The following is an 11961-nucleotide window of genomic DNA, read 5'->3' on the forward strand; positions in this document are numbered from 1 at the left end:
CGCGAGATGGTGGCGATCTGTCGCGCCATGAACGCTACCGGCATCAACCAGGGGACCGCCGGGAACGTCTCGGTGCGCAACGGGGCGGGGTTCCTGATCACCCCGTCCTCGCTCCCCTACGACACGATGGAGCCCGGCGACATCGTGCAGATGTATACGGACGGCAGCTATGACGGCGCGCGCCGGCCCTCGTCGGAATGGCGCTTCCACCGCGACATCCAGGCGGCGCGGCCCGACATCGACGCCATCGTCCATTGCCATTCCGTCTACGCCACCACGCTCGCGGTCCACCACAAGGAGATCCCGAGCTTCCACTACATGACCGGCATCTTCGGCGGCACGAACATCCGCTGCGCCCGCTACGCCACCTTCGGCACGCAGGGCCTCAGCGACGCGGCGCTGGAGGCGCTCGACGGGCGGCTCGGCTGCCTGCTCGGGCAGCACGGGCAGATCTCGCTCGGCAAGACGCTGGCGCAGGCGCTCGCCAATGCGGTCGAGCTCGAGACGCTGGCGCGCCTCTACGTGCAGGCGCTGACCCTCGGCGAGCCGCCGATCCTCGACGACGAGGAGATGGCGCGCGTCATCCAGCAGATGAAGAACATGAGCTATGGCCAGGCGCCCGACCTCGACGGCGTCAACGACACCGCCCGCAAGCGCGCCTGAGGAGACCGGCATGACCACCCCCATCAAGAACAAGCTCGGCGTCCACGCCTTCGTCTGGGAGCACGGCTGGAGCCGCGAGCAGGCGACGCGCGCCATCAACCAGAGCGCCGAGGCGGGCTACGACTTCATCGAGGCCCCTTCGCTCGACCCGTCCTCGATCGACCCAGCGGTGACGACGAAGCTGCTGGAGGCCGCGGGGATCGGCATCGCCTTCTCTATGGGGCTCGACTTCGAGAGCGACATCTCCTCGGGCGACCCGGAAAAGGAGAAGCGCGGCAAGGCCTTGCTGCTCGACGCGGTCTCGGTCTGCCGCGACTGCGGCGGCCATTCCATCGGCGGCATCCTCTATTCCGGCTTCGGCAAGTACTACTCCCAGCCGACCGCCCATGGCGTCGCGCGCTCCGCCGACATCCTGCGCGAGGTGGCCGAGGTCGCGGCGCGGAGCGACATCGACCTGTGCCTTGAAGTCGTGAACCGCTACGAGACCAATATCTGCAACACCGCCGCGCAGGGCGTGGAGATGTGCAGGCGCGTCGGCGCGCCGAACGTCAAGGTTCATCTCGACGTCTACCACATGAACATCGAGGAGAGCGACATTCCCTCGGCGATCATCGACGCCGCGCCGCATCTCGGCTACTTCCACACCGGCGACAGCCATCGCGGCTACATGGGCTCGGGCACGATCGACCTGCAGGGGGTGTTCCGCGCCATCGTCCGGGCGAAGTACGAGGGGCCGATCACCTTCGAGAGCTTCTCGACCCGGGTGGTGGGCCAGCCGCTGGAGGGCATCCTCGGCATCTGGCGCAACCTCTGGGAGGACGGGATGGACCTCGCCACCCATGCGCTGATGTATACGAAGGCCCAGCTCAAGGCGGCGCACGAGGTCGAGCGGCAGGCGGAGCGCAGCCGGCTGCCGTAGGGGCGGCGTCCCCCGAAATAACGGGAAAAAGGCAGGCTGGAATCGGGCTGGAAGGCGGCTGGAATCCGCCTTGCCACTTTTTCACCGGGGCTTGACGCCCGGCCGCTCCGGCCGGGCGTCGATCACTCGCGCTCCAGCTCCCGCGCCGTGCGCTGGAGGGCGCGGAACGCCGCATAGCGGCGGGCGTGGATCGCCGCGATGGCGCCGCCGGCGGGCTCGGCGGTGACGGCGACGCGGGACATGGCGGCCATCGCGGCGGGGATGCCGGGCGCGCCGCCCGCGGCCACCGCACCGAGGATGGCCGAGCCGAGGAGCACCGGCTCCTCGGCCTCGGTGCCCACGACGGGAAGGCCGGTCGCGTCGGCGAGGATCTGGCGGATCAGCGGATGCCGGCCGGCGCCGCCGCTGATCGCGATCACCTCGACCGGCGCGCCGTGCTCGGCTTGCGTCTCGATGATCTGCCGCAGCCCGTAGCCGAGGCCCGCCAGCCCGGCGACGTAGAGCGCGACCAGCGACGCCACGTCGCGCTCCATGCCGAGGCCGGCGATGGCGGCGCGGGCGTGCGGGTCGGCGAAGGGGGCGCGGTTGCCGAGGAACTCCGGCACGACGTGCAGGCCGCGCGCGAGCCCGATCGCCTCGGAGCGCCCGCCGGCCTCGGCGCGCGCCGCGAGCCATTCCGGCAGCGAGCGGCCCTCGGCGGCGGCGAGCCGCGCGGCCTCGGCGGCCGCCGGATGGAAGGCGACGAGTTGGTCGATCGCCGCCCCCGCCGCCGACTGGCCGCCCTCGTTCAGCCACATCCCCGGGACCATGGCGGAGAAGTACGGCCCCCAGACCCCGGGCACGAACACCGGCTCGCGCGTCGTCGTCATCGTGCAGGACGACGTGCCGAAGACATAGGCCATCGCCCGCGTCGGGTCGCCGAGCGCGCCGACAGTGCCGACCCCGCCGGCATGGGCGTCGATCAGCCCGGCCGCCACGGCCGTTCCGGGCGCAAGCCCCAGCTCGGACGCGGCGGCGGCGGTGAGCCCCTGCCCCAGCGGCGCGCCCGGATCGACCACCTCGACGCCGATCCGCACGAAGCCCTCGTCGGCGAGCCCGCCGAGGCCGATGGCGCGGAAGTAGGCCGGGTCCCAGCGCCGCTCGTGGGCGAGGTAGGTCCATTTGCAGGTGACCGTGCAGGAGGACCGCGCGAGGCTGCCCGTCGCCTTCCAGGTCAGGAAGTCGGTCAGGTCGAGGAACTGCCAGGCGGCGTCGAAGGTCGCGGGGCGGTTCTCGCGCAGCCAGAGGAGCTTCGGCGTCTCCATCTCCGGCGAGATCGCGCCGCCGACATAGGCGAGCACGCCCGCCGCCGTCGCGTTGATCCGGTCGGCCTGCTCGACGGCGCGGTGGTCCATCCAGACGATGATGTCGCGCGCCGGATCCTCCGACGGCCCCACGGCGAGCGGCGCGCCGCCGGGGCCGAGGACGACGAGCGAGCAGGTGGCGTCGAAGCCGATCCCCTTCACCTCGGCCGGGTCCGTGCCGGCCTCGGCCATGGCGCCGCGCACGGAGGTGCAGACGGCGGCCCAGATGTCGGCGCTCGACTGCTCGACGACGCCGCCGGAGGCGTGGAAGATGGCGATCTCGCGCTTGGCCGAGCCGAGCATGCGGCCGGCGGCGTCGAACACGCCCGCCCGCGCGCTGCCGGTGCCGACGTCGATCCCGATATAGTAGTCGGCCATGTTCCTGCCTCCCGCGGGCACGCTAACACGTGTGTTAGCCATATCAAGTAACTGATATCATTTGACATAAGAGGAAGCGCCTGGCGGGAGGGGCCCGCGCGCGCCTCCTTACAGGTCGAGGCTGTGCGGCACGATCACCACGTCGCGGATGGTCACGCCCTGGCGGCGGGTCAGCATGAACAGCACCGCCTCGGCGACCTCCTCGGGCTGCATCAGGCTGCCGTTGGCCAGCGCCTCCTCCATCTTGGCCTTCGGCCAGTCGTCGAGCAGCGCCGTCACCACCGGCCCGGGCAGCACCGCGCCGACGCGGACGCCGCGGGGGGCGAGCTGGCGGCGGATGGTGTGGACGAAGGCCTGCACCGCGAACTTCGAGGCGGTGTAGACCGGCTCCCACACCACCGGCACCACGCCGGCGACCGAGCTCGTCACCACGATGTCGCCCGACTTCTGCGCCACCATCTGCGGCAGCACCGCGTGGATCGAGCGGAAGACCGCGTTGACGTTGAGGTAGAGCATGCGGTCCCAGGCGTCGGGGTCGCCCTCGGTGACGTCGCCGCCGATGTAGGACCCGGCGTTGGCGTGGAAGATGTCGAGCCCGCCGCCGGCCTCGACGATGCGCGGCAGCATCCCCGACACCGCCTTGCCGTCGAGGAGGTCGACGACGACCGACCGCGCCTGCGGCCCCAGCTCGGCGCAGAGCGCGTCGAGCCGGTCGCCGGCGCGGTCGACGAGGACGACGGTCGCCCCCTCGGCGAGCATCGCCTTCGCGCAGGCGAGGCCGATCCCGGAGGCCGCGCCGGTGATGGCCGCGACCTTGCCTTCGAGCTTTCCGGACATTCCCTTCCCTTTCGATCAGGCGCGGCCGTGCGAGACGCGGCTCTTGCGCGCGAGGCTGTCGACGATCACGGCGATGGCGAGGACGGCGCCGGTGATCATGTAGCGGAGCGAGGACGACAGGTTGAGCAGCGTCAGCCCGTTCGAGATCGACTGGATGACGATGATCCCGAGCAGCGCCGACCAGGCGCTGCCGCGCCCGCCAAAGAGGCTGGTGCCGCCGATCACCGCCGCGGCGATGGCGTTGAGGTTGACGTCGCCGGTCCCGGCCTGCTGGCTCGCCGAGGCGAGGCGGGTGGCGGAGAGGATGCCGCCCAGCGCCGCGAACATCGAGCAGGCGACGAAGGCCGAGGTGTAGACCCGGCGCACGTCGATGCCGGCGCGGCGCGCCGCCTCGGCGTTGCCGCCGACGGCGATCAGCGAGCGCCCCCACTGGGTGCGGGTGAAGGCGTAGTTCATCAGGACGACGAGCGCGACGAAGAGGCCGAACATCCACGGCACGCCGCGGCCAACGTTGAGATACCAGACCACGAACTCGAGCCCGGCGGTCAGCGCCAGCGCCTTGACGACGAGCCCGGCGAGCGAGCCCGGCGAGAGGTTGGCGGTCCGGCGCTTCTCCATGGTGCGCAGGCCGACGACGAGCATGACGACGCCGGGGATCAGCGCGAGGCCGTGCGAGAGCCAGGCCGGCATGACCATCAGCTGGCCGAAGGCGACGAGCGAGGACGAGTAGGGCAGGTTGATCGAGCCGGTCGAGCCCAGCATGTAGAGCTGGAGGCCGAGCAGCGCGAGGAGGCCCGAGAGCGTCGAGACGAAGCTCGGCATGGAGAGGCGGGTGCGCAGCGCCGCGTAGATCGCGCCGACGCAGGCGGCGAGCGCCAGCGCGGCGGCGATGGCGAGGATGGGCGGCCAGCCCTCGCGGACCCAGATGACGCCGAGGAGCGCCGAGGCGACGCCGCTCATCGAGCCGACCGAGAGGTCGATCTCGCCGAGCAGCAGCACGCAGACGATGCCGAGCGAGATCACCCCGATCACCGAGCAGTCGAAGAACAGGTTCACCATGTTGTTCGGCGACAGGAAGATCGGGTTCAGGCTGTAGAACACCGTCCAGATGATGATCAGCCCGACGATCACCGGCAGCGAGCCGAGGTCGCCGGAGCGCACCCGGTCGAGGAAGGCCGTCACGGCGCCGCCGAGGCCCTCGGCGTGGGTGACGCGGCTGTCGCTGCGGTCGAGCAGGCCCTTGGGGGCGGGAGCGGGAGCGGTCACGGGCGGGCCTCCTCTTCCGCCCGGCGGGCGGCGCGGCGGGACACGGCGTTGTCGGTGGCGCCGGTGATGGCGCCGACCAGCTCGGCGTTGGAGGATTCCGGCGTGAAGACGCCGTTGTTGCGGCCGAGCCGCAGGACGACGATGCGGTCCGCGACGGCGCGCACGTCCTCCATGTTGTGCGAGATCATGATGACGCCGTGGCCGCGCGCCTTCAGCCGCTCGATCAGGTTCAGCACCTCGGCGGTCTGGGCGACGCCGAGCGCCGCCGTCGGCTCGTCGAGCATGACGATCTCGGGGTCGAGGAGCAGCGAGCGGGCGATGGCGACGGTCTGGCGCTGGCCGCCGGAGAGCGAGGCGATCGGCTCGCGGACGCTCGGGATGCGGGCGGCGAGCTCGGAGAGCAGCGTCCAGGCGCGCACCTCCATCGCCACCTCGTCGAGCTGCCAGGGGTTCAGCTCGTGGCCCAGGAAGAGGTTCGCCACCACGTCGAGGTTCTCGCAGAGCGCGAGGTCCTGGTAGACGGTGGCGATGCCGAGCGCGAGCGCGTCCGAGGGGCCGGACATGGCGACGGGCTTGCCGCGGAAGCGGATCTCGCCCGAGGTGGGCGCATGGACGCCGGCCAGCACCTTGACCAGCGTCGACTTGCCGGCGCCGTTGTCGCCGACCAGCGCGACCACCTCGCCGCCGTGGATGTCGAGATCGATGTCCTTGAGCGCCGAGACGGCGCCGAAATCCTTGCAGATGCCGCGGAGGGTGAGGATCGGCTCGCCCGTCGGCTTGGGGATGTCGCTCATGCTGGGGCAGGCCTCCGGCAAAAGGGAGCCGCCCGGCGGGTCCGCCGGGCGGCGGGGACGTGCTACTCGATGCCGAGCGCCTTGCAGGCCTCGGCATAGGCGCCGGTGCAGACCTCGGCGGCGGTGTTGAGCTTCCTGTCGAAGATCTCCGCCTTGATGTTCTCCTTGGTCACCACCACCGGGATGAAGAGCTCGGAGGGGGTGTCGTAGAGGGTGTTCTTCGGCTCCGGCGTCTTGCCGTCGAGGAGCTGCACCGCGACGTTGGCCGCCGCGGCCGCCACGATCTCCGAGGGCTTGGAGATGGTGTTGTACTGGTCGCCCGAGATGATGAGCTGCAGCGCCGCGATGGTGGCGTCGTTGCCGGTCACCGGCGGGTTCGGGTTGACGCCGGCCGCCTTGAACGCCGCGATCGCGCCGCCGCCGGTGCCGTCGTTGGCCGCCACCACGCCGACGATCTGGTCGCCGAAGCGCTGGATCTGGCCGCTCGTCCATTCCTGGGCGTTGGCCGGGAACCAGTCCGGCGTGTCGTACTCGGCGAGCGTGGTGTAGCCGCTGGCCGCCAGGCTCTCGTGGACGCCGTCGCGGATCAGGCCGGCGGCCGCGTCGGTCGGCGAGCCGTTGATCTGCAGGACGCCGCCCTTGTCCTTGGCGACGCCCGACGCCTCGAGATGCGCGACGAGGCTGTCCGAGATCGCCTTCCCGATGCCCTGGTTGTCGAAGGAGACGTAGAAGTCGGCCGGCACGTCCGGGATCGGACGGTCATAGGCGACGACCTTGACCCCCTGGCTCTGCGCGAGCTTCACCAGCGAGGCCGCCGCGGCGCTGTCGACCGGGTCGAGCACGACGACCTTGGCGCCCTGGGTGATGACCGAGTTGAACTGCTGCTGCTGCAGCGCCACGTCGGCGTTGGCGTTCTGGTAGATCACCTGGCAGTCGGGGCAGAGCTTCTCCATCTCCGCCTTGAAGCCCGGGAAGTCGCGCTCCTCGTAGCGGGTCGAGCCCTGGTCCGGCATCAGGAAGGCGACGGTGCCGCTCGGCGCGGCCATGGCGGCGCTCCCGAGGAGCACGGCCGCGAGCGGCAGCGCCGCGGCGAGGGTTGGGATGGGTCGCATGGATTTCCTCCTCTGTTGTCGTCGGCCGCCGCCCGCGCGGCGACGTTCCATCCGCGGGCGGCTCCGCGCCCGGCGAATCCCGTGTGAGCCCGGCGCCGGCGGCGGCGCGGCGCCCGCGGCGCGTCCCGCGACGAGGGCAAGGTCGTCGCCTCCGGCGACGGGCGTGCGGTTGTCGCCGCCGGCGACGGGCGTGCGATTGTCGCCGCCGGCGACGCCGCGGCTGTAGCCTCCGGCGACGCGGGCGCGGCCGTCGCCGCCGGCGACGCGGGCACGACCGTCGCTTCCGGCGGCGGAGGCGCGGCCGTCGCCGGCGCCGACGAAGGCGCGGTTGTCCTCGAACATCGCGCGGAAGCGCGACGGCGTCATCCCCTTGTGGCGCAGGAACTGCCGGTTGAAGTTCGAGAGGTTGTTGAACCCGGCCGCATAGGCGGCCTCGATGATCCGCACCCCCTCGTCGCGCATCATCAGCTGGCAGGCGAGGTTGACGCGCAGCCGGCTGACGAACTGCGCCAGCGCGAGCCCGGTATGCCGGCGGAACGCCCGCGAGAAGGCGCCGGGGCTGAGCCCGGCGATGCGGGCGAGGTCGGGCTCGGAGAGCTTGCCCGTCAGGTGCTCGTCGATATGGGCGAGCGCCTGGTTGATGCCCTCGGACATGAAGCCCGACGGATCGGGCAGGTAGCTCGCGCTCGTCAGCTCCTCGACGTCGCGCGCCCGCGCCAGCCGGCGGGCGATGGCGAAGAAGAGCTCGAGCCGGCGGATGCCGCGGGCGCGCACCAGCTCGCCCATCAGCGGCCCGACGCCGGCGCTCGCCTCCGCCCCGAAGAGCAGGCCGCGGCGGCTCCGCTCCACCGTCTCGCGGAACGGCGCCATCTCCGGCATCAGCGGCGCCGGCGACGAAGCCCTCGGTGAACTGCACGACGCGGTTCCGGACCGCCACGACCTCGCCGGGCGCGGTGTCGCTCACCCAGTTATGCGGCAGGTTCGGGCCGGTCAGGACGAGGTTGCCGGGGACGAAGCTGCCGATGAAGTCGCCGACGAAGTAGCGCCCCGAGGTGGCGACGACGTGATGCAGCTCCAGCTCGGGATGGAAATGCCAGCGCACCGTCCGGAACGGATAGCCGTGCTCCCAGGCCTTGAACGACTCGGCGCGTCCGATCTGGACGACCTCCAGGTCCGGCTTCATCCGCGAGCCTCCCGACCCCGCCCGCGCCTGTTCCCGGCGCGCGTCGGGGACCTTAGGCCCCGCCGCCGCCGCCCGCTACCACCGCGAAGGCCCCCGACCGATACTTTTTTACGCCCGGGCCGATTCGAGCATCGCCCCAGCGGGGCGCTCCCCGAGATGTCGGCGGATCCGGGCGCGACCGCCGGCGCGGGAGCCCGGGCGGGACGGCCTCCCGCGACATTCGGGCCTGCTCCGACACGGGCGCCGGGGCGCGCTCCCACATAGCGCCCCACCGTGGGACATTTTCCCGCTCACCCGATCCCGAAGATCTTCGCCATGGTCTCCCCGGCGGCGAGGCGGCGGATCCATTCGGCCTCGAGGGCGAGCTTGGCCTCGGCGGCGTCGATGAGGTCGGCGAGCGCGTCGGGGGAAAGCGCCACGAGGCCGTCGCCGTCGCCGATGACGAGGTCGCCGGGGCGGACCTCGCAGCCGCCGATCGTCACCGGGCCGCCGAGCTCGCCGCCGGCGGCGCCCTTCGGGCCGCGGGGGGTGATAGAGCGCGACCAGGCGGAGAGGCCCTCGAGGCCGGCCAGCGTGTCGACGTCGCGGATCGCGCCGTCGCAGACGAGCCCGGCCGCGCCCTTGGCGTGGATATGGCCGCCGAGGATCTCGCCGATCATCGCGGTGACCGGGTCGCCGCCCGCGGCGATCATCAGCACCTCGCCCGGCCCGATCGCCTCCACCCCGAGCAGCACCGCGCCGAAGTCGGGCGGATCGCAGCGCACCGTGACGGCGCGCCCGAACAGCGCCGGCTGCCGGCCGGGCGGCAGCAGCGGCCGGATCGCCGGGTCGATCTGCCGCTCCGGCGCGAGGTCGGCGACGATGGCCGGCGGCACCCGCCGCCAGCGCGCGAGCAGCGCCTCCGGGATCGGCGCGATGGCCGGGGCGTGGCGGGCGATGCTCATCGCCCCGCCCTCCCGCGGCGGGCCGGCTGGCGGGTCGGGACGGGGTTCGGCATGGCGCGCTCCGCGGCAGGTCTCGCCCCGAGCCTAGCCGCCCCCGCCCGCCCCGCCAACCGCCCTCGGCCGGCGCCGACCGGGGGACAGCGTCGCCGCCCATCGGGGGGCGTCATCGGCCGGCGGCCGGAGCCGGTCGTCGTCGGCTGGACCCCCCGGGGCCGGCCCGTCGCAGCCGGCCAGGGCTGTCCGTCACCCGGCCGGGGCGGTGCGGTCCGGGGCCTCGGCGAGCAGCTTGCGGAGGTCGAGGGGGGCGTTGACCATGCGCAGGACGCCGTTCGCGTCGCGCGGCCATTCCGCCTCGGGGCGGTCGCGGTAGAGCTCGACGCCGTTGCCGTCGGGGTCGCGCAGGTAGATCGCCTCCGAGACGCCGTGGTCGGCGGCGCCGTCGAGCGGGACGCCGGCCTCGACCACCCGGCGCAGCGCGTCGGCGAGCTCGGTCCGGTCGGGGTAGAGGAAGGCGGTGTGGTAGAGCCCGGTATGCCCCGGAGGCGGCGGCGTGCCGCCCTTGCTCTCCCAGGTGTTGAGGCCGATATGGTGGTGGTAGCCGCCGGCCGAGAGGAAGGCCGCCTGCCGGCCGTAGCGCTGCATCAGCTCGAAGCCGAGGACGCCGGAGTAGAAGGCGATCGCCCGGTCGAGGTCGGCGACCTTGAGGTGGACATGGCCGATGCGGGTGGCGGGCGCCACGGGGACCGCGGCGCGGGCAGGCTGGGAGGCGGACGTGGCGGCGGACATGGCGGCGGCCTTTCGGATCGGGGTTGCACGGCTTTGCGTTGACGGCAGGAGTATAGTGCCTCCCGCGGCGGCGGATAATCCGGCGCTGCGGAAACGGTTGGTTTCGCCATGCGCGAGGTGAGGGTGGAGCGGCTCGGGCTGCGCGGCGACGGGCTCGCCGCCGACGGGCTGCGGGTTCCTCTGGCGCTGCCGGGCGAGGTCGTGCGCGGGCCGGTCGCCGACGGCGTGCTCGCGCCCGTGGAGATCCTCGAGGCGGCGCCGGAGCTGGTCGAGCCGCCCTGCCCGCATTTCGGGACCTGCGGCGGCTGCGCCCTGCAGCACGCCTCGGACGGCTTCCTCGCGGCGTGGAAGCGCGAGGCGGTGGCGCGGGCGCTGGCGGCGCAGGGGCTGGCGGCCGAGGTCGGACCGGTCCGGGTCTCGCCGCCGCGGTCGCGGCGGCGGGCGGTCTTCGCGGCGCGGCGGACGCGCAAGGGCGCGGCGGTGGGCTTCCACGGCCGGCGCTCGGCGGAGATCGTCGACGTGCCGGGCTGTCTGCTGGTGCGGCCGGAGCTCATCGCGGCGCGGCCGGCGCTCGCGGAGGTCGCGCGCGTCGGGGCCTCGCGCTCCGGGGCGCTGCGCTGCACGGTCACCCTGTCGGAGGGCGGGCTCGACGTCGAGGTCGCCGGCGGCAAGCCGCTCGACGCAGGCCTGCGGCGGGAGCTGGTCGGCGTCGCCGGGGCGGCAGGCTTCGCGCGGCTCGCCTGGGAGGGCGAGCCGGTCGCGACGCTGCGGCCGCCGGCGCAGCGCATCGGGCGGGCGCGGGTCACGCCGCCGCCGGGGGCGTTCCTCCAGGCGACGGCGGAGGGCGAGGCGGCGCTGGTCGCCGCGGTGCGCGAGGGCGTCGGCGGGGCGCGGCGGGTCGCCGACCTCTTCGCCGGCTGCGGCGCCTTCGCGCTGCCGCTCGCCGAGGCGGCGGAGGTTCACGCCGTCGAGGGCGACGCGGCGATGCTGGCGGCGCTCGACGCCGGCTGGCGCGGGGCGGAGGGGCTGCGGCGCGTGACGACGGAAGCGCGCGACCTCTTCCGCCGGCCGCTGCTGCCGGGCGAGCTGGCGCGGTTCGAGGCGGCGGCGCTCGACCCGCCGCGGGCCGGCGCCGAGGCGCAGGCCCGGGCGCTCGCGGCGTCGAAGGTGGGCGTGGCGGCGGCGGTCTCGTGCAACCCGGCGAGCTTCGCCCGCGACGCGGCGATCCTCGTCGCGGCGGGGTTCCGGCTGGGCGCGGTCGAGGTGATCGACCAGTTCCGCTGGTCGGGGCACGTCGAGCTGGCGGCGCGCCTCGCGCGCTGAGCCCGTCCCGGGGCGGAGGCGTGTTCACGCGTGAAAATTGCCTAAGTCATTGATTTTACGTGAGGCGACCCCGGCCGGATCCTGGCGCGGCACACTGCACGACACCTGTCTGCCCTGCTGGATCCACGGGGCGCGCGCGAGCGCCGAGCGACCGAAGCGGGCTTGCCCGCGAGGCCCGGCGCGACAGGCGAAAGCATGGCTTTCGCCGCGCCGACGGCTGGAGCGCGTTGGCGCGGAAGCCGTCAGGGGCGCCGATTTCTGCGGAAGCGCGCCATCCGTCCGTGGTCGCCCCGGCGAGCGCGGAATCGCGCTCGCCCCCCGCAGGGGCGATCGCGGACGGATTTGCCGCGGGTCAAATCCGTCTGGCGTCGGCGTCGCGGCCAGCCTCGGGCCGGGCTTCCTCTCCACTGTCG

General features: G+C 73.3%; 10 protein-coding genes. 3 read left to right on the top strand and 7 right to left on the bottom strand.

The features are described from left to right. The first annotated feature begins 6 nt into the window (after positions 1-6). Positions 7-663: a class II aldolase/adducin family protein gene (locus KBB57_RS08815; protein ID WP_290748844.1), complete on the top strand. Its 657-nt coding sequence runs from the start codon at positions 7-9 to the stop codon at positions 661-663. A gap of 10 nt (positions 664-673) precedes the next feature. Next, positions 674-1582 carry a sugar phosphate isomerase/epimerase gene (locus tag KBB57_RS08820; RefSeq protein WP_290748815.1) on the top strand — a complete coding sequence of 303 codons (909 nt, stop codon included), beginning with the start codon at positions 674-676 and terminating at the stop codon, positions 1580-1582. A 122-nt stretch (positions 1583-1704) separates the two neighbouring features. Here KBB57_RS08820 and KBB57_RS08825 read toward each other — a convergent pair whose 3' ends face one another. The 7 genes from KBB57_RS08825 to KBB57_RS08855 form a co-directional block, all read right to left on the bottom strand. Beyond that, entirely contained in the window at positions 1705-3303 is a 1599-nt protein-coding gene (locus KBB57_RS08825) for an FGGY-family carbohydrate kinase (RefSeq protein WP_290748818.1), read from the bottom strand. A gap of 108 nt (positions 3304-3411) precedes the next feature. Then, positions 3412-4140 (bottom strand): SDR family oxidoreductase, encoded by a 729-nt coding sequence (locus KBB57_RS08830; protein ID WP_290748820.1) that lies wholly within the window; start codon positions 4138-4140, stop codon positions 3412-3414. A gap of 15 nt (positions 4141-4155) precedes the next feature. Further along, positions 4156-5406, bottom strand: coding sequence for a sugar ABC transporter permease (locus KBB57_RS08835; protein ID WP_290748823.1), 1251 nt, complete (start codon positions 5404-5406; stop codon positions 4156-4158). Further along, the gene (locus KBB57_RS08840) at positions 5403-6200 is read right to left on the bottom strand and encodes an ATP-binding cassette domain-containing protein (RefSeq protein WP_290748825.1); all 798 of its coding nucleotides are present in this window, start codon (positions 6198-6200) and stop codon (positions 5403-5405) included. Before KBB57_RS08840 ends, KBB57_RS08835 begins: the two co-directional genes overlap by 4 nt. A 62-nt stretch (positions 6201-6262) precedes the next feature. Continuing rightward, a complete protein-coding gene (locus KBB57_RS08845) occupies positions 6263-8191 on the bottom strand; it encodes a substrate-binding domain-containing protein (RefSeq protein WP_290748827.1) in 1929 nt (642 codons plus the stop codon). A gap of 594 nt (positions 8192-8785) precedes the next feature. Next, complete coding sequence (locus KBB57_RS08850) at positions 8786-9439, bottom strand: RraA family protein (protein ID WP_290748829.1); 654 nt, start codon at positions 9437-9439, stop codon at positions 8786-8788. Positions 9440-9682: 243 nt separating this feature from the next. Further along, on the bottom strand, positions 9683-10225 hold the full coding sequence (locus tag KBB57_RS08855; protein WP_290748832.1) for a VOC family protein: 543 nt from the start codon (positions 10223-10225) through the stop codon (positions 9683-9685). Positions 10226-10333: 108 nt separating this feature from the next. Here KBB57_RS08855 and KBB57_RS08860 point away from each other — a divergent pair, with 108 nt between their 5' ends. Next, on the top strand, positions 10334-11548 hold the full coding sequence (locus KBB57_RS08860; protein WP_290748834.1) for a class I SAM-dependent RNA methyltransferase: 1215 nt from the start codon (positions 10334-10336) through the stop codon (positions 11546-11548). Positions 11549-11961 lie beyond the last annotated feature (413 nt).

Source organism: Amaricoccus sp., assembly GCF_017993425.1.
GTDB lineage: Bacteria > Pseudomonadota > Alphaproteobacteria > Rhodobacterales > Rhodobacteraceae > Amaricoccus.

Coding starts and splice junctions, on each gene's coding strand:
- KBB57_RS08815 (WP_290748844.1), top strand. CDS start 7: ATGGTGGCGATCTGTCGCGCCATGAACGCTACCGGCATCAACCAGGGG.
- KBB57_RS08825 (WP_290748818.1), bottom strand. CDS start 3,303: ATGGCCGACTACTATATCGGGATCGACGTCGGCACCGGCAGCGCGCGG.
- KBB57_RS08830 (WP_290748820.1), bottom strand. CDS start 4,140: ATGTCCGGAAAGCTCGAAGGCAAGGTCGCGGCCATCACCGGCGCGGCC.
- KBB57_RS08860 (WP_290748834.1), top strand. CDS start 10,334: ATGCGCGAGGTGAGGGTGGAGCGGCTCGGGCTGCGCGGCGACGGGCTC.
- KBB57_RS08850 (WP_290748829.1), bottom strand. CDS start 9,439: ATGAGCATCGCCCGCCACGCCCCGGCCATCGCGCCGATCCCGGAGGCG.
- KBB57_RS08840 (WP_290748825.1), bottom strand. CDS start 6,200: ATGAGCGACATCCCCAAGCCGACGGGCGAGCCGATCCTCACCCTCCGC.
- KBB57_RS08820 (WP_290748815.1), top strand. CDS start 674: ATGACCACCCCCATCAAGAACAAGCTCGGCGTCCACGCCTTCGTCTGG.
- KBB57_RS08855 (WP_290748832.1), bottom strand. CDS start 10,225: ATGTCCGCCGCCACGTCCGCCTCCCAGCCTGCCCGCGCCGCGGTCCCC.
- KBB57_RS08845 (WP_290748827.1), bottom strand. CDS start 8,191: ATGCCGGAGATGGCGCCGTTCCGCGAGACGGTGGAGCGGAGCCGCCGC.